The following is a 20,215-nucleotide window of genomic DNA, read 5'->3' as shown; positions in this document are numbered from 1 at the left end:
CACGCACCCCACGATACGGAGCAATTCGACCTTGGCCGGCCATATCCCCCCTCGTCAGCTGGCCTTCGCACTGCCGCATGCGGAGAGCCTGACGCGGGACAATTTCTTCGAAGGTCCAGGCAACGCGGCCGGGCTCGCTCTGGTCGACGCCTGGCCGGAATGGCCGGCGCGGACCATGTTCCTGGTCGGCCCCGACGGCTCCGGCAAGAGCCACCTCGCCGCGATCTGGGCCGAGCAGGCTGGAGCCCGATCCCTGTCCGCGCATGCCCTCGAGGCGAGCGCGGTCCCTGGGGCGCTCGCCACCGGCGCGCTGGTGCTGGAGGATCTGACGGCAACCGATCTCGACGAGCGGGCGCTGTTTCACCTGCTGAACCTGGCCCGCCAGGACGAGGCTTTCGTGCTGATCACGGCGCGCGAGGCCCCGGCGGCCCTGCCCATCGCCCTGGCCGATCTGAGGTCGCGGCTGCGCGCCGTCCCGGTCGTCACGCTGCTGCCGCCCGACGACCAGCTGTTCCGCGCCTTGATCGTCAAGCTGGCCGCGGACCGGCAACTGGCGATCGACGAGACCGTGGTCAGCTATCTCGCAAGCCACATCGAGCGCTCCTATGCGGCGGCACGCCAGACCATCGCGCTGCTGGACAACGAGTCCCTGCGGCTCGGACGGCCGGTCACCCGGGCGCTGGCGGCGGAGCTGCTCCGGCCTCTGTGACCGGCGGCCATCTTGACGGCGGTGGGTGACGGAACCTCAATGGTGCCGGCAACGTCATCCCCTGGTTACCCAGATTGGGCTACGGTCGACCATTCGCGACTGGATGGATATGGATCGAATTCCGATGGATACCGAGCAAGCTACTGAAATTTCAGAGAAAGAACCGGTCGCGGCGCCGTCCTTCGAGATTGCCTCGAGCCCCGAGCGATTCATCAACCGGGAACTGTCCTGGCTTCACTTCAACCGCCGCGTTCTGGAGGAATCGGTCAATCCGCGACATCCGGCCTTGGAGCGGGTGCGCTTCCTGTCGATTTCCGCCAACAACCTTGATGAATTCTTCATGGTCCGCGTCGCCGGCATCCGCGCCCAGGTCCGCGAGGGCATCGCCGAGCGCAGCCCGGATGGGCTGACCCCCACTGAGCAGTTGAAGCTGATCAACGAGACCGTCTCACAGCTCGCGATCGACCAGCAGGCGATCTGGCGCGACCTGCGCAAGTTTCTCGGCGAGCTCGGCATCGTGCTGGTCGACGGCCAGGACGTCACCAAGAGCGAGCGCGCCTGGATCGAGGACCACTTCCTCGCCAACATCTTCCCGCTGCTGACGCCACTGGCGATCGATCCGGCGCATCCGTTCCCGTTCATCCCGAGCCTCGGCTTCACGGTGGCGCTGCAGCTGATCCGCTCCGCCGACGGGCGTCCGATGAACGCCCTCATCCGAATGCCCGGCAAGATCGACCGCTTCATCCGCTTCCCCGGCTCCAAGGATGGCGTGATCCGCCTGATCACCCTCGAGCAGGCGACCGGCCTGTTCATCGGCCGGCTGTTTCCGGGCTACACCGTGAAGGGCCAGGGCGCCTTCCGGATCATCCGCGACAGCGAGATCGAGATCGAGGAAGAGGCCGAAGACCTGGTGCGGCTGTTCGAAACCGCGCTGAAGCGGCGCCGTCGTGGCTCGGTGATCCGGCTCGAGATCGAGGCCAACATGCCGGAGGAGCTGCGCCGCTTCGTGCAGAATGCGCTCTCGACCACCGATGACGAGGTGTTCCTGGTCGACGGCGTGCTGGCGATGAACGAGCTGTCGCAACTGACGCGGGTCGACCGGCCCGACCTCGAATTCGTGCCCTATGTTCCGCGCCATCCTGAGCGTGTCCGCGACCATGGCGGCGACATCTTCGCCGCCATCCGGCAGAAGGACCTGATCGTCCATCACCCTTATGAGTCGTTCGACGTCGTCGTGCAGTTCCTGCAGCAGGCGGCGCGCGACCCGGACGTCGTCGCAATCAAGCAGACGCTGTACCGCACCTCCAACAACTCTCCGATCGTGCGCACTTTGGTGGAAGCTGCCGAAGCCGGCAAGTCGGTGACGGCGCTGGTCGAGCTCAAGGCGCGTTTCGACGAGGAGGCCAACATCCGCTGGGCCCGCGATCTGGAGCGCGCCGGCGTGCAGGTGGTCTACGGCTTCCTGGAGCTGAAGACGCATGCCAAGCTGTCGATGGTCGTACGCCGCGAGGGCGGCAGCCTCACGACCTATGTCCACACCGGCACCGGCAACTATCACCCGGTGACGGCGCGCATCTACACCGACCTGTCCTACTTCACCTCCGACCCGGTGATCGGCCGCGACGTGACGCGGGTGTTCAACTACATCACCGGCTATGCCGAGCCGATCGACATCGAGAAGATGGCGGTGTCGCCGCTCACGCTTCGCAAGCGCATGATCGAGCACATCCACGGCGAGACCAGCTTCGCCCGCCAGGGCAAGCCCGCCGTGATCTGGATGAAGATGAACTCGCTGGTCGATCCCGACATCATCGACGCGCTGTATGAGGCCTCGCAGGCCGGCGTGTCGATCGAGCTGATCGTGCGCGGCATCTGCTGCCTGCGTCCCGGCCTCCCCGGACTGTCGGAGAACATTCGCGTCAAATCGGTGATCGGCCGCTTCCTCGAGCATGGCCGCATCTACTGCTTTGGTATGGGTCAGGGCCTGCCGAGCGCCAAGGCCGCCGTCTACATCTCCTCGGCCGACATGATGCCGCGCAATCTCGACCGCCGCGTCGAGGTGCTGTGCCCGCTTCAGAACCCTACCGTGCATCAGCAGGTTCTGGAACAGATCATGGTCGCGAACCTCAAGGACACCGAGCAGAGCTGGCAATTGTTGCCGGATGGGTCGTCAACGCGTATGAAGGCCGCGAAGGGCGAGGAGCCGTTCAACCTGCACAATTACTTCATGACGAATCCGAGTCTGTCCGGCCGTGGAAAGTCGCTCAAGGAATCATCGCCGCGCCGGCTCACGCGCCGGAATGAACGCTCTCCTTCATAGGGGCTGTCTGCACCGGGGCCTTCTGCGCCGGGACATGCCGTGGTGAAGCGGCCCGGCACGAGGGCCGCGAGCGTCGGTGTCATCGACATCGGCTCGAACTCGGTCCGTCTCGTCGTCTACCAGGCGATGGAACGCAGTCTCGTCACCGTGTTCAACGAGAAGGCGCTGTGCGGGCTCGGTCGCGAGGTCCAAACCACCGGCCTGCTCGCGGCCGATGCCGTCGACAAGGCGCTGACCGCGCTGAAGCGCTTCCGCGCGTTGTGCAAGGTGCAGCGGGTGGGGCAAGTTCATGCCATCGCGACCGCCGCCTGCCGCGATGCTTCGAACGGCGCTGATTTCATCGCCAAGGCCGAGAAGATCTGCGGCGCCCCGATCCAGATCCTCACCGGCCCCGAAGAGGCGCGCTATTCGGCGCTCGGCGTCATCTCCGGCATCCACAAGCCCGACGGCATCGTCGGCGACCTCGGCGGCGGCTCACTTGAGCTGATCGACGTGCGCGGGCACCAGGTCCGCAGCGGCGTCACCCTGCCGCTCGGCAGCCTGGCGCTGCAGGATCTCGCCGAGAAATCGCTGAAGAAGGCGGAGCGGATCGCGCGCGAGGCGCTGACCGACCTGCCGCAACTGCTTGCCGGCCAGAACCGCACCTTCTACGCGGTCGGCGGCACCTGGCGCGCGCTGGCGCGCATCCACATCATCCAGAGCGGCTATCCGCTCGGGGTGATGCACGGCTATGCGATTCCGGCGGCCGATGCGCTGGCCTTCGTGCGCCGGCTGCGCCGTCTCGTCGCCGCCGACATGCTGGCCGACATCGAAGCGATCGCCGAGGCGCGGCGCCCGCTGCTCGCCTATGCCGCGCTGGTGCTCGAGCACATCATCCGCGTCGCCAGGCCGACGACGGTCGTGTTCTCGACCTTCGGCGTGCGCGAGGGCTTGCTCTACTCCAAGCTTCCCGACGCCGAGCGCGCCAAGGACGGGCTGCTCTGCGCGGCGCAGGGCCTCAACGAGCTGTTGTCGCGCTCGGCCCAGCATGCCCGCGAGCTGATCGACTGGACCGACCGCCTGTTCCGCGTGATGCACATGCGCGAGACCGAGGACGAGCGCCGGCTGCGGCACGCCGCCTGCCTGCTGTCCGACATCGGCTGGCGCATGCATCCGGACCATCGCGGCGAGCAGACCTACGGCATCGTTCTGAACGGCAATTTCGGCTCGATCAACCACGAGGGCCGCATCTTCGTCGCGCTGTCGGTGTTCTTCCGCTACGAGGGCCTGCGCGACGAGGCGGCGGCGCCTGCCCTCACCGAGCAGCTGAGCCCGGCCCAGATCGATCGTGCGCGCCTGCTCGGCACCGCGTTTCGGGTCGCGCATCTGATCTCGGCGGCGCGGCCCGGCGTGCTGCCCGCAACGCATTTCCGCACCCAGGATCGCAAGCTGATGCTGGTGTTCGAGCACCAGATGGTCGACCTCGTCGCCGACCGTGTCGGCGGACGCTTCAAGCAGCTCGCGCGTCTCGTCGGCCGCTCCGGCTCGATCGTGCGCAGCTAGATCCGGATCAGGGCCGCCGAGCGCCGACCGAAATTGCGATCATCCGCTGGGCGATGATGCCGTAGACCTTGCGCCAGGCCTGCTCCACCTCATCATTCCAATGCGGACCAAGCCCCTTGGCGAGGCTCCACAGCAGCGCCTCCCCGACCACCGGATAGTACTCCGGCTTGACGCCGTAGCGCGCATGGTTGCGGCCGAGGATGTCGGTGCTCGACAGAAGTCCGGTCATCTGATCGAGGCTGCCGACGAGCACCGCGAGCGTCGCGATGAAATCGCGCTTCAACACGTCCATGTCGGCTGGAAACATCGCGCGGCATTCCGGCAAGAGCTCGAACACGCGATCATAGAACGTTGTGGTCATCTGTGTAGCATTGGCAAATACCAAGTCGAACGACGACTTGACGTGCGCAATCTCATCTGCAGTCAACATGCGCAAGTCCAATTCGAAACAATTCCAATCAGGGCCCGATCAGTGGAGCTGGACGTAGTGGTGTCGCGGCGGCGCGAACGGGTTCATTATAAGAAACAGACGACCACGCCCTGCGGTACTTGTCAAAGGCGCGGCACCGTGCCGCAGCACTGTGGATTGGCTTGTGATCCTGCCGCGACGATTGCTGACCGACTCAGCGATCGGAGACGGCAACGGCAACAAACACGACGGCCATCGTGCTTCTCACAGGCCATCGGAGACGCCGACACGCCGGCCGCCGACCGGCGCCAAGGCCGACTGATCCGTTGGATCGCGCAGACGGCCGCCGATGCGAATGGCGGCCGTCCGCGTCAACCGACGCCTGGCTCACACCGCGAGGTTCATCCAGACGGACTTCGGCTCCGTGAAGTTGTCCAGCGCGGCCGTGCCGTGCTCGCGGCCCAGTCCGGAGTCACGATCGCCACCCCAAGGCAGCCGCACATCAGTGTAGCCATAGGTGTTGATCCACACGGTGCCGGCGCGCAGGCGCTTAGCGAAGCGATGGACGCGCCCCATGTCGCGGCTCCAGACGCCCGCGGCCAGGCTGTAAGCCGTGCCGTTCGCCATCCGCAGCGCCTCGGCCTCGTCCCTGAACTTGATCACGCTGACCACGGGTCCGAAGATCTCCTCCTGCGAGATCCGCATGTCGTGCGTGACGCCAGCGAAGACGGCGGGGCTGACGAAATAGCCGCGGGCGGCCGCGCGCTGGCCGCCGGTGACGAGCGTGGCGCCTTCGTTGCGTCCGATGTCGACATAGTCGAGGATCGTCTTCATCTGCCGTTCGGAGATGACCGGTCCGAGCGAGGTGGCGCGATCGAGCGGATCGCCGATCCGCAGCGCCCGTGCGCGCTCGGTCAGGCGCTCGACCACCTCGTCATACACGCGCTCGTGCACGAGCACCCGCGATCCGGCCGAGCACACCTGCCCGGTGTTGAAGAAGATGCCGCTGGCCGCAGCCTTCGCGGCGGCCTCGATGTTCGCATCGTCGAAGATGATGTTGGCCGACTTGCCGCCGAGCTCGAGCGAGACGCGTTTGAAGTTGCCGGCCGCCGCCTTCATGATGCCGCGGCCGACGCCGGGCGAGCCAGTGAACGTGACCTTGTCGACATCGGGGTGGTTGACCAGCGCCTCGCCGACGGTGCGCCCAGGGCCGGTCACGATGTTGAGAACACCGGGCGGCAGTCCGGCTTCGAGCGCGAGCTCCCCGATCCGCAGCGCCGACAGCGACGTCAGCTCGGCGGGCTTCATCACGACGGTGCAGCCGCAGGCCAGCGCCGGCGCGAGCTTCCACATCCCGATCATCAGCGGGAAATTCCACGGCACGATTGCCGCGACCACGCCGACCGGCTCGCGCACGGTATAGGTCAGCGCATCATCGCGCGTGGAGACGACTTCACCGCTGATCTTGTCGGCCCATCCGGCGTAGTAGGTGAGCGTATCGATGGCGGCGGGAAGATCCTGGCGCAGGATCGCCGACACCGGCTTGCCGGCATCGAGGCTTTCGAGCTCGATGATCTCGTCGGCATGGTCGCGCAACAGCTGCGCCCATTTCAGCAGGATCGCGCCGCGCTCCGCCGCACGCATCGTTCGCCACGGCCCTTCGAAGGCCTTGCGGGCCGCGGCGACTGCGAGATCGACATCCTCGGCATTGCCCTCGGCGACCGTCGCAATCGCCTGCTCGGTTGCAGGATTGAGCGAGGTGAAGGTGCGTCCCGAGAGCGAGGGAACATGCCGGCCGCCGATCAGGAGCTGGAACGGCTTCGTCAGATAGGACGTCCCCCTCGAGCCGCGCTCGTAATCATATGCAATCGACATCATATTTCCTCCGTTTGTTGTATACCAATGAAGGTAAGAACAAATATCTGTTCGTAAATATGATATCTGTTGCCTATGGCCGGCGGTCATATGAAGCCGACTTCACAAGCGGGCCCTGATGTTGCGGATCGCGATCGAACCTGTCTGGCGTTTCTACAAGGACGACGGCCCGCAGAGCATCGTCGTGATGCTCCGCGTGCTCAGTGAAATCAGGAGGACGGGCAAGATCACCAGCGCGGCCAGTGACGCGCATCTGTCCTATCGTCACGTCTGGAATCTGATCGAGCAGTGGTCTGAATTCTTCGGCGTGCCGCTGGTCGAGACCCAGCGCGGCAAGGGATCGAAGCTCACCACGTTCGGAGACAAGCTGGTCTGGGCCGGCGAGCGCATGCACGCCCGCCTCGGCCCGCAGCTCGACAATCTGGCGCAGGAGCTGGTGACCGAGATCAAGCCGTTCCTGCAGCCGCATCCCGGCGTGATCCGCGTTCACGCCAGCCACGGCTTTGCCGTCGCCAAGCTGCGCGAGCTGTTGGATCGCGAGCCAGGCGTCGGGGTCGATGTCCGCTATGTCAGCAGCCAGCATTCGCTGGCGTCGCTGGCGCAAGGCGAATGCGACCTGTCGGGACTGCATCTGCCGCGCGGCGAGCTGCGTGCCCAGAACATCCGGGCCTGCAGGGATTGGCTTGATCCCAAACAGGACTGCGTCATCAGCTTCGTGACCCGTGAAATGGGGCTGATGGTCAAGCGCGGCAATCCGCTGTCCATCCGTTCATTGGCCGATCTTGCCGACGGCAGGGCGCGCTTCGTCAATCGCGACCATGATTCCGGCACCCGCCTGTTGTTCGATCAGTTGCTCGCGTCACAAGGCATCGACGAAGCGCGCATCAATGGCGCGCAGCAGATCGAGTTCACCCATGCAGCCGTCGCCGCCTATGTCGCGAGCGGCATGGCCGACGTCTGCTTCGGCGTCGAGGCCGCCGCGCGGCAGTTCGGACTCGACTTCATCCGTATCCTCACCGAAGACTATTTCTTCGCCTGCCATAAATCGTTTCTGGAAACCGACCCGATGCGGCGGGTGCTCGAGGTGATGAAGGGCGACGAATTCCATCGCGCCGTCGCTGCCCTGCCCGGCTACCAGCCAGCCGCCACGGGATCGGTCCACACCGTTCGCGAATTCCTCGATCGGCTGGATGCGGAGTCCTGACGCCGCCCGGTCGGACGCGACGCCTCCTGACGATCAGCTACGGCAGATCGACGCCGCGCGCCGGCACCAGCTCGCTCTCGGCCTGACGCTGCAGCGCGCGGCCGCGCCAGATCGAGCCGGCGATCAGCACCACACCGGCGCCGATCAGCGACATCAGCGTCTCCATGACATCGACGTGGCTCGCGAGATTGGTCTTGCCGGCGAACAGCGCCGAGGTCGCCTCGATGTTGATGACCACGGTGCCGTCGAGGAGATGGTGCAGCATCGGCTCGATCGCGGGATCGGTCGCGATCACCTCGCCGGCCACCCAGCCGAGCAACATCGCGCCGAGCCAGACCAGCAGCGGGACCCGATCGAGCACGAGCATGATCAGCGCGGCGCCCGCGATGATCAGCGGGATGCTCATGGCGAGGCCGATGATCAGCAGGGACGCCTGGCCGTTCGCGGCCGCAGCCACCGCGATCACGTTGTCGAGGCTCATCACGAGGTCGGCAAGCGCGACGATGCGGACCGCATGCCACAGCGTCGTGCCGGCTGCGATCTCGTCGTTCTCGTCCTCGGGCACCAGCAGCTTGGCGGCGATCACGATCAGCGCCAGCCCGCCGATCAGCTTCAGGTACGGCAGCGCCATCAGGGTGGCGACGATGCCGGTAAAGGCGATGCGCAGTGCGACGGCAATGCCGGAGCCGGCCACCATGCCCCAGACGCGATGCTTGCCGTGCAGGCCGCGGCAGGCGAGCGCGATGACCAGCGCATTGTCGCCCGACAACAGCACGTTGATCCAGACGATCTTGCCGAGCGCGAGCCAGAAGCCCGGGCTCTGCAGGTCGGCCTCGAATTGAGCGAGCAAATGGCCGAAAGTGGCGGGATCAGCGAGTTGCGACAGCCAGTTCACGGCCAAGCCTTTCAGATCGGTTCAACGAAGATTGAGCACGTCGGCATGCGGCGGAGCGAGGCTCCGCCGCAGCGATCATGGCTCAGCCGACGATCTCGTTGCCGGCGAAGAACTGCGCGATCTCGACCGCAGCCGTCTCGGCGGCATCCGAGCCGTGCACCGAGTTCTCGCCGATCGACTTCGCATGCGATTTGCGGATGGTGCCGTCGGCGGCCTTCGACGGATCGGTCGCGCCCATCACGTCGCGGTACTTCAGGATGGCTCCTTCGCCTTCGAGGACTTGGACGACGACCGGGCCGGAGATCATGAAATCGACCAGCTCGCCGAAGAACGGCCGCGCCTTGTGCACGGCATAGAAGGTCTCGGCCTGGTCGCGGGTCATGCGGATCCGCTTCTGAGCCACGATGCGCAGGCCGGCCTTCTCGATCAGCGCATTGATCGCGCCGGTGAGGTTACGCTCGGTCGCGTCGGGCTTGATAATCGAAAAGGTGCGCTCAATCGCCATGATGTCGTCCTTGGAGGTGCGGGATTTGGGTGGGTTGCGGGCTTATATCGACGCGATTGGTCGACGGCAAGCGACCGGGACCCAGCCCGGAGGCGCAACGCCTTACGACAATTTCACGTTTCTGAACATAGCCTGAAGGGTTCGTGCGACCATCATTCAGCTGTCATGTCTTAACGTGTTCGGTATCGGGCGAGGACGAGCCAGCAGCGTTCCGGTGGCCGCCCTCTCCCAGCCTCATCCGTCGGACAATTTCGGCGCCTCCAACGCTGTCATCCAGGAGACGATCATGTTGCGCAAACTCTCCCTCATCGCGGCGGCCGCCGTTGCCCTCGGCGCAGCCGCCCTCGCCCCGACCGCCGCCTCGGCTCACTGGCACGGTGGCTGGCATGGCGGTGGTTGGCACGGAGGCGGCTGGCATGGCGGTTGGCACCGTCCGTTCTACGGTCCCCGCTTCTTCGTCGGCGGCCCGGCCTACAGCTACGGCTATGGCGGCTGCTATGTGCGCCGCGTGGTTCCGACCCCGTGGGGACCGCGCTGGCGCCTGATCAACCGCTGCTATTGATACGAGCCTCGGCGCGGCACCCGCCCCCCGCCGCACCGAACTCGCATCGCCCCGGCGTCTCCCCCACGCCGGGGCCTTTTTTGTGCAGTTTCAACCTCATTTCGGGGTATTCCGGTCAGGAGCCGGAAACAAATCGAGCGGCCACGACTTGTTACGGCATCGTCCTGCAACTGCTCGTGGAATTCCGTCATGTCTGGCCGCACCGCCAATTTCAGCGAGGCTCTCGATCGCAAGACCAGCCGATCGATCTGCGAGGCCGTCGGCGAGCGCCTGCAACGCAGCCTGCCGCCGGACGGCTCTCACCTGCCAGCTTCCCTTGCGGACCTGATGAACGAGTTGCGCAAGCGCGACGAGGCCGGGACGAGCCTATCCGGCCGCTGAGACCGCGACAAAGCGGTTGCCTTTGGCCGCGCGCGCGGTGACAAGGCGCGCATGCTTTCCATCACCGACATCTCCATCCGCCTCGCCGGACGGCTTCTCATCGACCAGAGCTCGGTGCAGATTCCGCCGGGCGCGCGCGTCGGGCTGGTCGGCCGCAACGGCACCGGCAAGTCCACCCTGTTCAAAGCGATCCGCGGCGAACTGTCGCTGGAGACCGGCAGCATCAGCGTGCCGCCGCGGTGGCGCATCGGCAGCCTGGCCCAGGAAGCCCCGAGCGGGCCCGAAAGCCTGATCGAGGTGGTTCTCCGGGCCGACCTCGAGCGGCACGCGCTGCTGCACGAGGCCGAGACCGCCCATGACGCAGACCGTATCGCCGAGATCCAGACCCGCCTCGTCGACATCGACGCGCATTCCGCCCCGGCGCGCGCGGCCGCGATTCTCAGCGGCCTCGGATTTTCCGCCGCGGATCAGGCGCGAGCCTGCGCCGAATTCTCCGGCGGCTGGCGCATGCGGGTCGCCCTCGCGGCCACGCTGTTCGCCGCACCCGACCTGCTCCTGCTGGACGAGCCGACCAACTATCTCGACCTCGAGGGCACGCTGTGGCTCGAGGATCATCTGGCGCACTATCCGCGCACGGTGATCGTGATCAGCCATGACCGCGATCTGCTGGAAACCTCCGTCGACCAGATCCTGCATCTCGACCGTTGCAAGCTCACGCTGTACCGCGGCAGCTACTCCTCCTACGAGGAGCAGCGCGCCACCCGCGAGATGCTCGATGCCAAGGCGGTCAAGCGCCAGGAAGCGGAGCGCGCGCGGCTGCAGGCCTTCGTCGAGCGCTTCAAGGCCAAGGCCTCGAAGGCGCGCCAGGCGCAGTCCCGCGTCAAGATGCTGGAGCGGATGAAGCCGATCACCGCGCTCGTCACCCAGGACGTGCACGAGATCACGTTCCCCGCACCGGAGCGACTGTTGTCGCCGCCGATCATCGCGGTCGACAACGCCTCGGTCGGCTACGACCCCGCGCAACCGGTGCTCAACCGCGTCACCTTACGCATCGACAATGACGACCGCGTCGCATTGCTCGGCGCCAACGGCAATGGCAAGTCCACGCTGGTGAAGCTGCTGGCCGGCCGGCTCGCGCCGTTCTCCGGCAAGGTCACGCGCGCCGACAAGCTGTCGATCGCCTATTTCGCCCAGCACCAGCTCGATGAGCTGGACGAGACCGGATCGCCGTATAGTCACGTGCGCAAGCTGATGGGTGACGCGCCGGAGTCGAAAGTACGCGCGCGCGCCGGCGCGATCGGGTTTTCCGGCAAGGCCGCCGACACGCTGGTGAAGAGCCTGTCGGGCGGCGAGAAGGCGCGGCTGCTGCTCGGGCTCGCGACCTTCTTCGGCCCCAACATGATCATCCTGGACGAGCCGACCAACCATCTCGACATCGACAGCCGCGCCGCGCTCGCCGAAGCGATCAACGAATTTCCCGGCGCCGTGATCATGGTCTCGCACGACCGCTATCTGATCGAGGCCTGCGCCGACCGCCTCTGGGTCGTCGCCGACCGCACGGTGAAGACCTACGATGGCGATCTCGATGACTACCGGCGCATGGTCCTGTCGTCACGCAGCGGCGCCGGCACCCGAGAGACCGAACGTCCGCAGGTGACCGAGAAAGCAGAGCGGCCGCGCGGCGACAACAGGCGGAGCGGGCTGAAGCAGAAGATCACGGCGGTCGAAGCCGAGATCGCCCGCATCACCGAGATCATCGCCAAGATCGACGGCGCGCTGTCGCTGCCCGACATCTTCACACGCGACCCGAAACAGGCGGCGCAATTGTCGAAGGCACGGGCCAATGCCGCCGACGCGCTGGCGCGCGCCGAGGAGCAATGGCTGGAAGCGAGCACGTTGTATGACGAGGCAACCGGCTGATCGAGCAATCCGCGACGAACCAACGTTCGTCCGACGAACTACTCTCTCGGCAACTTCAGCGCACACTCAGGTCGCGCGCTTCTTCGCCTTCGGCTTGGCCGTCTTCGGCGCGGGTCCCGGATCGGGCGCTCGCTCGACCGAGGTCAGGCGGCCGGAGCTGAACGTGTAGACGCCGGCGCGCGCGCCGCGCAGCCAGGTCACCGTGGCCACGCGCTCGCCGCCATTGCTCGAGACGTTGACGTTGTCGGGTGCACCGATGCCGCGCACCACGTCGCATTCGGTATGGCCGAGTGCGACGGTGCCACCGACGGCCGGCGTTGCGGCGGCGGGATCATTCGCCAGCGCGTTCGCGCCCGCAGCACCGGCCGCAGGCGCCATGCCCGGGCACGCGCCTTCGGCGCTCACAAGGTCCTCAGCCGTGACCGGCTTATCCGGCGTCAGCGGCGGCGCGTCGATCGAGATGTTCCTGATGAACAGGCGCTGCGGCCGGTTGAACCACTCGGTGTCCTTGGACAGGAAATCGGGCGTGCTCGAGCATCCGGCGACGACCGGGGCAAGCACAAGGAACGCCAGAGCGCGCGTCAGCTGTTTGTTGTGGTCTCGCACGATGAACCTTGCTGAATTGCAACCTGTGGACACTCTAATGTGTTGTCCCAACATCACTTTGCGGCACGTTCGTGGCTTTGCCAACGCTCTGCCGGTAAATCAGCAGTTTATCATGAATCGCGCCGCGCTGCCATCATTGGCGCTTCACGGACTTCCGCATCATTGCCGGCGCTGCCAACGCCCCCGCTCATCCGCCTGCCAGTAGGTGACCTCGAATCCCCGCGATTTGCAATCGGTCCACGCCGATCTCGCAGCCGCGAGCGCGTCCGCATCATCGCCGTTGAATACGAGCACCATGCGCTCGTAGCTGTGCGAGTCCGATGGCAGCGGCGCGTTGTCCACCAGGAAACGGACGTTTGCGCCGTTGGGATTGCTCTCTTCCACCGCGAGCACGATCGGCTGGTCGGCCACATCGGCCACCCGCCAGGTGGCATGCGGCAGAAACGAATCGTCGCGATAGGTCCACAGATGCGCATCGAGCGCATCCGCGCGCTCCTCCGACGTCGACTGCACCACGACGCGCCAACCGCGCTCGAGCGACTTCTCCAGCAGCGGCGGCAGCACGCCTTCAATGGTCATGTTCTGCAGATGGTAGAACAGGACTTCTGTCATCGTCCCGCGTCACGCCTTGGCGCCGGACTTGGCTTCAGCTTTGGCGTCGGATTTGGATTCGTACGAATCCCACACCAGCCGGTCGAGCAGCCGGACGCCATAGCCCGATCCCCAGCTCTGGTTGATCTCCGATTTCGGCGCGCCCATCGCGGTGCCGGCGATGTCGAGATGCGCCCACGGCGTGTCGTTGACGAAGCGCTGCAGGAATTGCGCAGCAGTGATCGAGCCGCCATGGCGTCCACCGGTATTCTTCATGTCCGCGAACTGCGAATCGATCAGCTTGTCGTATTCGTGGCCGAGCGGCATGCGCCAAACCTTCTCACCCGTCTCCTGCCCCGCCTTGAACAGCTTGTCGGCGAGATCATCATTGTTGGTGAAGAGGCCGGCATGATCGGTGCCGAGCGCGACCATGATCGCGCCGGTCAAGGTTGCCAGGTCGATCATGAACTTCGGCTTGAACTTGGTCGCGACGTACCAGAGCACGTCGGCGAGCACGAGCCGGCCCTCGGCATCGGTATTGATGATCTCGATGGTCTGGCCCGACATCGAGGTGACGATGTCGCCTGGACGCTGCGCATTGCCGTCCGGCATGTTCTCGACCAGGCCGATGGCACCGATCACGTTGGCCTTGGCCTTGCGCGCGGCGAGCGCATGCATCAGGCCGACCACGCAGGCCGCGCCGCCCATGTCGCCCTTCATGTCCTCCATCGAGCCGGCCGGCTTGATCGAGATGCCGCCGGTGTCGAAGCACACGCCCTTGCCGATGAAGGCGACCGGCTGCTCGCCGCGCTTGCCGCCATTATAGTGCATCACGACGGTGCGGCTCGGCCGTGCCGAGCCCTGGCCGACGCCGAGCAGCGCGCCCATGCCGAGCTTCTTCATCGCAGGCACGTCGAGGATCTCGACGGTGACGCCGAGCTTGCGCAAGGCGGCGGCGCGCTTGGCGAACTCCTCCGGGTAGAGCACGTTCGGCGGCTCGTTGACGAGATCGCGCGCCAGTATCACCCCGTCAGTGACGTGGGACCGCGGCGCGAACGCCTTCTTGGCCGCCGCGGCATCCGCCACGGCGATCGAGACATTGGCGCTGACGGCGCCCTCTTCGTCCTTCTTCTTGGTCTTGTAGCGATCGAACCGATAGGCCCGCAGCCGGATCCCGGTGGCCAGCGAGCTGACCTGATCCGGCAACAGCGGTCCCGAAGGCAACTCGGCCAGCACCGCGACCGCTTCAGTTCCGGAGTTCAACTTTCCGGCTAAAGTACCGCCGTATTTAAGAAAATCCTTGTCCTTGAGATCTGAGCCCTTGCCGGTGCCAATGACGATCAAGCGCTGAATCTTGATTCCCTCAGGAGCCAGCAGGTCCAGCACCGCGCCGTCCTTGCCCTTGAACCGGGCTGTGGCGGCCGCGCGCTTGATCAGGTCCGAGGCTCCCCCAAGGGCCTTCTCGGTCGCGACTCCGAGTCGCAGGGTGTCATCGCAGAACGCCACCACGATGCCGCGCGGGGCGGTCGACAGCGGGACGAAGCCGACCTTGACGGCGTCGGACATCAAGCAATCCTCCAAATTTCGACGTGATGAGCCGCCACGTCCGGCCGAAAACCTCAAGGACCAGACGCGGATGGCGGCAGTTCGGAACCCAACTTGGCGGCAGTATGACCTGCCCGGGCCGCGGCTGCCAAGCGCCGCGTGGCGGGCCAGTCACAATCATGAAATTTTGACCGTATTTTCGGGGCGCCACGCCACAGCCATTTTGTCGACGGATCAACGAGATGGTAATGATATTCACTGCTCTTGGAACGTCACGGCGACAGCGGCCTTGGGGGACCCGTTTCAAGGGGGGCTGCAGCGCTCGTTCCGGGACTGCTGATTGGGGATCGAGCGCAGACGATGGGGTCCATCGACAGGTACATCTTTCGCACGACGCTGGCGTCGTTCGCGTTGGTCCTGGTCAGCCTCACCGGCGTGATCTGGATTACGCAGGCGCTGCGCGGCATCGACCTGATGACCAGCCAGGGCCAGACGATCCTGACCTTCCTCGGCATCACCGGGCTCGTGATTCCCTCCCTGCTCGGCGTCATCGCGCCGATCGCGCTGATGATCGCGGTCTCGCATACGCTGAACAAACTCGCGACCGATTCGGAGATCATCGTCATGAACGCGGCCGGCATGTCGCCGATCCGGCTGTTCGTGCCGTTCGCCTATGCCACCTGCGCGGTGGCCGTGCTGGTGACGGTGATCGCCGCGTTCTTCGCCCCCGACGGCCTGCGCCGGATCAAGCAGTGGGATGCCGAGATCACCGCCGACGTGCTCGCCAACATCCTGCAGCCCGGGCGGTTCGCGCAGCTCGACCAGAACCTGACCATCCGGATCCGCGAGCGCCAACCCGGCGGCGAGCTGTCCGGCATCCTGATCGACGACCGCCGCGACCCCAAGGAGCGAATCACGATCATCGCCGAGAAGGGCACCGTCGTGAAGAATGCCGACGGCTCGTTCCTGGTGCTCGAGGACGGCAATCTGGAACGCTTCGAGCTCGGCAAGCGCGAGCCGGCGATGGTCGCGTTCGCTCGCTACGCCTTCGACATGTCGAAGTTTTCGAATCAGGGCCGCGACGTCACGCTCGGCATCCGCGAGCGCTATCTCTGGGAGCTGATGGCCCCCGCCGAGAACGATCCGATCTACAAGCAGATCCCGGGACAATTCCGCCAGGAATTGCACGACCGCTTCCTGGCGCCGATCTATCCGTTCGCCTTCGCGGCCCTCACCTTCGCATTCCTGGGCGCGCCGCGGACGACACGCCAGAGCCGCAACTTCTCGTTCGGCAGCGCGATCCTCGCCGTCTTCGGCGTCCGCATGGCGGGCTTCGCCTGCTCGGTCATGACGGTGAAGACGCCGATGGCGGCGCTGGTGCAGTACCTCATGCTGTTCGGCGTGCTCGGCCTCAGCATCTGGATCATCATCGGCGGCGTGGTGGTCGAGCCGCCGGCGCGGCTGATGGAAGCCATCAACCGCTCGAACGCGCGGATCGCGCGGCTGTTCGGAAGGCCGGCCACCGCATGAGCATGGTCACCAACACGCTCGGGCGCTATTTCGCCGGCCGCTTCCTGGTCTCGGCGGTCGGCGTGTTCGCGAGCATCTTCATCCTGCTCGTGCTCGTCGACTACATCGAGATGGTGCGCAAGACCTCCGGGCTCGCCTCCGCTTCGGCGCTGATGGTGGCGGAAACGTCGCTGTTCCGGGTGCCGCAATTGCTCGAGAAGATGATGCCGTTCTGCGTCCTGATCGGCGCCATGACCTGCTATCTCGCGCTGTCGCGCCGGCTCGAACTCGTGGTGGCGCGCGCAGCCGGGGTCTCCGCCTGGCAGTTCATCGCGCCGGCGCTGGCAAGCGCCATCGTGCTCGGGCTGATGGCCACGACCCTCTACAACCCGATGTCGGCCAATCTGCGCGAGCTCTCCAAGCGCATGGAGGCCGAGCTGTTCGGCGCGGCCCCCGGCGGCGGCGTGCAGGATGCGGCCGGCTTCTGGCTCAACCAGATCAACCCGGACGGCTCCGTGATCATCAATGCCGCCCGCAGCGAGCAGCAGGGCGTCCGCCTGACCGGACTGACCCTGTTCCGTTTTGATACGGACAAGCACTTCAAGGAGCGAATCGAAGCCCGCGAGGCGACCCTCGAAGAAGGCCGGTGGGTCTTCCGCTCGGTGCGCCGATTCTCCCTCGATGCGCCCCCTGTCGACGAACCGACGTTCATTCTTCCGACCAGCCTGACGCCGGCGCAGGTCCGAAACAGCTTCTCCACCCCCGAAACTGTGTCGTTTTGGCAACTGCCGACATACATCCGTTCGTCGGAGAGCTCAGGCTTCGCGACCGCGGGGTACCGACTGCAGTATCATAAGCTGATCGCGCAGCCGTTTTTGCTGGCTGCGATGGTCATGCTCGCTGCGTCCGTGTCGCTCAGGTTCTTCCGAATGGGTGGCGTACAGAAAATGGTTTTGAGTGGCGTGGGCGCCGGGTTTCTGCTCTACGTTCTGTCGAAAGTAACTGAAGATTTGAGCAAGGCTGAGTTGATGAATCCGATCGCTGCGGCGTGGCTGCCGGTGTTCGTCGGCGGCCTCACCGGTTTCATGGCTTTGCTCTACCAGGAGGACGGCTAGTGTCGTTCGTTGCCGTCCGTCAGACAGCGCTCGCCGCGCTTCGGCAGCATGCCGTTGCGCGCCGCGGTTGCGTGCGCGTGCGTCGCGCCGGGTCTGGCGTGCTTGGATTCGTTTTGGCCTGCGGGCTCGGCCTGATGGTTGCGGCTGCGACCGGGGTCGTGGCGCCGAGTCCTGCCGCCGCGCAGGGCTTCACCTACAATCCGCGCCCGCCCAAGGCGCCGCCGCCGCGCGTCGCCAACGACAACCAGATGCTGGTGCAGGCGACCGAGGTCGATTACGACTACAACAACTCGCGCGTGTCGGCGGTCGGCAACGTGCAGCTGTTCTACAACGGCACCTCGGTCGAGGCCGACCGGGTGATCTACGACCAGAAGACCAAGCGTCTGCATGCGGAAGGCAACATCCGCATGACCGACGCCGACGGCAAGATCACCTACGCCAACAGCCTCGATCTGTCCGACGATTATCGCGACGGCTTCGTCGATTCGCTGCGCGTCGAGACCGAGGACCAGACGCGGATGGCGGCGACCCGCGCCGACCGCTCGAAGGGCAATTACACCGTCTTCGAGAACGGCGTGTACACCGCCTGCGCGCCTTGCAAGGACGATCCGAAGAAGCCGCCGCTGTGGCAGGTCAAGGGTGCGCGCATCATCCACGACCAGACCGAGAAGATGCTGTATTTCGAGAACGCCCAGCTCGAGTTCTTCGGCGTTCCCCTGGTCTACATCCCCTACTTCTCGACGCCCGATCCGACCGTGAAGCGCAAGAGCGGCTTCCTGATGCCCGGCATCACCCAGACCGGCGGCTACGGCTTCGGCGTCGACATCCCCTATTACTGGGCGATCGCGCCGGATTACGACGCGACCTTCACGCCGCGCATCACCTCCAAGCAGGGCGTGCTGCTGCAGACCGAATTTCGCCAGCGCCTCAGCAATGGCAGCTACCAGGTGCGCCTGTACGGCATCGACCAGCTCGACCCCCAAGCCTTCGCCGGCCAGCCCGGCAACCGCCAATTCCGCGGCGGCGTCGACACCAAGGGCCAGTTCGCGCTCAACGACAAGTGGGGCTGGGGCTGGGACGGCATCCTGCTGTCCGACTACATGTTCCTGTCGGATTACCGGCTGGCGCAGTACCGCGACCCGTTCAACTCGTTCATGAGCCTCCCGACCGAAGCGATCTCGCAGCTGTATTTGACCGGCGTCGGCAGCCGCAGCTTCTTCGACGTCCGGGCGATCCACTATCTGAGCTTCTCAGGCAACCAGCAGACCGTGCCGGTGGTCTATCCGGTGCTGGATTACTCGAACGTGCTGAACTACCCCGTGTTCGGCGGCGAGTTCAGCTACAAGACCAACTTCGTCAATCTGAGCCGCCAGACGGCGGTGTTCGACCCGATCACGACCACGGCCAACACCGCCGGACTGTGTACGACGGTATCCGCCGATCCGCGGGCGCGCCTGCCCAACCAGTGCCTGCTGCGCGCCACGCCCGGCACCTACACCCGCCTGACTGCGCAGGCGGAGTGGCGGCGGTCGTTCACGGATCCCTACGGCCAGATCTGGACGCCGTTCGCGATCCTGCGCGCGGATGCGATCAACGCCAACGTCTCGAACCAGCCGGGCGTGGGCAACTTCCTGCAGACCGGCGACACCCAGGCGCTGCGGCTGATGCCGACGGTCGGCCTCGAATATCGCTACCCGTTCATCAACGTTCAGCCGTGGGGCACGACGACGATCGAGCCGATCGCGCAAGTGATCATCCGACCGAACGAGACCTACGCCGGCCGGCTGCCGAACGAGGACGCCCAGAGCATGGTGTTCGACGCCAGCAACCTGTTCAGCGTCGACAAGTTCTCCGGCTACGACCGCGTCGAAGGCGGCGGCCGCGCCAATGTCGGCGTCCAGGCGACGACGCAGTTCGACCGCGGCGGCACCATCAACGTGCTGTTCGGCCAGTCCTACCATTTGTTCGGGATGAACTCGTTCGCGGTGCAGGATGCCAACAACACCGCCATCGGCTCCGGCCTGGACAAGAACGTCTCGGACTACGTGGCGCGTGTCGATTACTCGCCGAACCGCACCTACACGTTCAGCATGCGCAGCCGGTTTGACCAGCAGACCCTGAACATCCAGCGCTTCGAGGCGGAAGCCAAGGCGAACTTCGACCGCTGGTCGGTGGCCCTGACCTACGGCAACTATGCCGCCGATCCGGCGCTCGGCTATCTCGACCGGCGCGAGGGCATCCTGGGCAGCGGCTCGGTCAAGGTGGCGCCGAACTGGGTCGTCACGGGTGCGGCGCGCTGGGATCTGGCAGCCAACAAGATCAACCAGTATGTGATCGGCGCCGGCTATGTGGATGATTGTTTCGTGCTGGCTGCCAACTATGTAACGTCGTATAATTATACGGCAGGCACCACTCCTCCCGTTCTGAGCCATGCCTATATGCTCCAGATCGGACTCCGGACGCTGGCCAATTCCTCGGCCGCGGGAACCGGGGCTGGAGGCCTTCAGTAGCGCGCGCCAGTCTCCGA

The 20,215-nt window shown here is 65.5% G+C and carries 17 protein-coding genes; 10 read left to right on the top strand and 7 right to left on the bottom strand.

Annotated features, from left to right (window positions below; genetic code table 11):
• Positions 1-31: 31 nt before the first annotated feature.
• The 3 genes from QX126_RS08725 to ppx all read left to right on the top strand — a co-directional run bounded on the left by QX126_RS08725 (position 32) and on the right by ppx (position 4,571).
• Positions 32-709, top strand: coding sequence for a DnaA ATPase domain-containing protein (locus QX126_RS08725; protein ID WP_315739421.1), 678 nt, complete (start codon positions 32-34; stop codon positions 707-709).
• A gap of 124 nt (positions 710-833) precedes the next feature.
• Positions 834-3,029, top strand: coding sequence for an RNA degradosome polyphosphate kinase (locus tag QX126_RS08720; protein WP_315780474.1), 2,196 nt, complete (start codon positions 834-836; stop codon positions 3,027-3,029).
• 42 nt (positions 3,030-3,071) lie between these two features.
• Entirely contained in the window at positions 3,072-4,571 is a 1,500-nt protein-coding gene (ppx, locus tag QX126_RS08715; protein WP_315739460.1) for an exopolyphosphatase, read from the top strand.
• A 7-nt stretch (positions 4,572-4,578) separates the two neighbouring features.
• On the opposite strand, the gene QX126_RS08710 is transcribed toward ppx, so the two are convergent.
• Both QX126_RS08710 and QX126_RS08705 read right to left on the bottom strand, forming a co-directional pair.
• Entirely contained in the window at positions 4,579-5,001 is a 423-nt protein-coding gene (locus tag QX126_RS08710; RefSeq protein WP_315755728.1) for a globin family protein, read from the bottom strand.
• Between the two features lie 366 nt (positions 5,002-5,367).
• The gene (locus QX126_RS08705) at positions 5,368-6,855 is read right to left on the bottom strand and encodes an aldehyde dehydrogenase family protein (protein ID WP_315780472.1); all 1,488 of its coding nucleotides are present in this window, start codon (positions 6,853-6,855) and stop codon (positions 5,368-5,370) included.
• Between the two features lie 118 nt (positions 6,856-6,973).
• Between QX126_RS08705 and QX126_RS08700 the strand changes: the two genes are divergently transcribed.
• The gene (locus QX126_RS08700) at positions 6,974-8,059 is read left to right on the top strand and encodes a substrate-binding domain-containing protein (RefSeq protein WP_315739417.1); all 1,086 of its coding nucleotides are present in this window, start codon (positions 6,974-6,976) and stop codon (positions 8,057-8,059) included.
• Positions 8,060-8,096: 37 nt separating this feature from the next.
• Here QX126_RS08700 and QX126_RS08695 read toward each other — a convergent pair whose 3' ends face one another.
• Both QX126_RS08695 and ndk read right to left on the bottom strand, forming a co-directional pair.
• Entirely contained in the window at positions 8,097-8,954 is an 858-nt protein-coding gene (locus tag QX126_RS08695; RefSeq protein WP_315780470.1) for a TerC family protein, read from the bottom strand.
• Between the two features lie 82 nt (positions 8,955-9,036).
• Positions 9,037-9,459 carry a nucleoside-diphosphate kinase gene (gene ndk / locus QX126_RS08690; RefSeq protein WP_315739416.1) on the bottom strand — a complete coding sequence of 141 codons (423 nt, stop codon included), beginning with the start codon at positions 9,457-9,459 and terminating at the stop codon, positions 9,037-9,039.
• A 286-nt stretch (positions 9,460-9,745) separates the two neighbouring features.
• On the opposite strand from ndk, the gene QX126_RS08685 reads away from it, so the two are divergent.
• From QX126_RS08685 to QX126_RS08675, 3 genes are all read left to right on the top strand, one after another.
• A complete protein-coding gene (locus tag QX126_RS08685) occupies positions 9,746-10,021 on the top strand; it encodes a sulfur globule protein precursor (RefSeq protein ID WP_315739457.1) in 276 nt (91 codons plus the stop codon).
• A gap of 189 nt (positions 10,022-10,210) precedes the next feature.
• On the top strand, positions 10,211-10,402 hold the full coding sequence (locus QX126_RS08680; protein WP_315739415.1) for a hypothetical protein: 192 nt from the start codon (positions 10,211-10,213) through the stop codon (positions 10,400-10,402).
• 51 nt (positions 10,403-10,453) lie between these two features.
• On the top strand, positions 10,454-12,322 hold the full coding sequence (locus QX126_RS08675) for an ABC-F family ATP-binding cassette domain-containing protein (RefSeq protein WP_315739414.1): 1,869 nt from the start codon (positions 10,454-10,456) through the stop codon (positions 12,320-12,322).
• A gap of 66 nt (positions 12,323-12,388) precedes the next feature.
• Here QX126_RS08675 and QX126_RS08670 read toward each other — a convergent pair whose 3' ends face one another.
• From QX126_RS08670 to QX126_RS08660, 3 genes are all read right to left on the bottom strand, one after another.
• Positions 12,389-12,883 (bottom strand): hypothetical protein, encoded by a 495-nt coding sequence (locus QX126_RS08670; protein ID WP_315777511.1) that lies wholly within the window; start codon positions 12,881-12,883, stop codon positions 12,389-12,391.
• Between the two features lie 204 nt (positions 12,884-13,087).
• Complete coding sequence (locus QX126_RS08665; protein WP_315739413.1) at positions 13,088-13,540, bottom strand: DNA polymerase III subunit chi; 453 nt, start codon at positions 13,538-13,540, stop codon at positions 13,088-13,090.
• Positions 13,541-13,549: 9 nt separating this feature from the next.
• Positions 13,550-15,085, bottom strand: coding sequence for a leucyl aminopeptidase (locus QX126_RS08660; RefSeq protein ID WP_315739412.1), 1,536 nt, complete (start codon positions 15,083-15,085; stop codon positions 13,550-13,552).
• Between the two features lie 339 nt (positions 15,086-15,424).
• Between QX126_RS08660 and lptF the strand changes: the two genes are divergently transcribed.
• The 3 genes from lptF to QX126_RS08645 are packed head-to-tail and all read left to right on the top strand — an operon-like array spanning position 15,425 to position 20,198.
• Entirely contained in the window at positions 15,425-16,594 is a 1,170-nt protein-coding gene (gene lptF, locus QX126_RS08655; RefSeq protein ID WP_315749956.1) for an LPS export ABC transporter permease LptF, read from the top strand.
• Positions 16,591-17,688, top strand: a complete 1,098-nt coding sequence (gene lptG, locus QX126_RS08650) for an LPS export ABC transporter permease LptG (protein WP_315739410.1) — start codon at positions 16,591-16,593, stop codon at positions 17,686-17,688. The genes lptF and lptG overlap by 4 nt, the downstream gene beginning before the upstream one ends.
• Positions 17,688-20,198, top strand: coding sequence for an LPS-assembly protein LptD (locus QX126_RS08645; protein WP_315780468.1), 2,511 nt, complete (start codon positions 17,688-17,690; stop codon positions 20,196-20,198). The genes lptG and QX126_RS08645 overlap by 1 nt, the downstream gene beginning before the upstream one ends.
• Positions 20,199-20,215 lie beyond the last annotated feature (17 nt).

This window comes from Bradyrhizobium sp. SZCCHNPS1003 (genome assembly GCF_032381555.1).
Taxonomy (GTDB): domain Bacteria; phylum Pseudomonadota; class Alphaproteobacteria; order Rhizobiales; family Xanthobacteraceae; genus Bradyrhizobium.
Note: the sequence above shows the minus strand (reverse complement) of the source record. Positions and strands in the feature narration are given on the sequence as shown.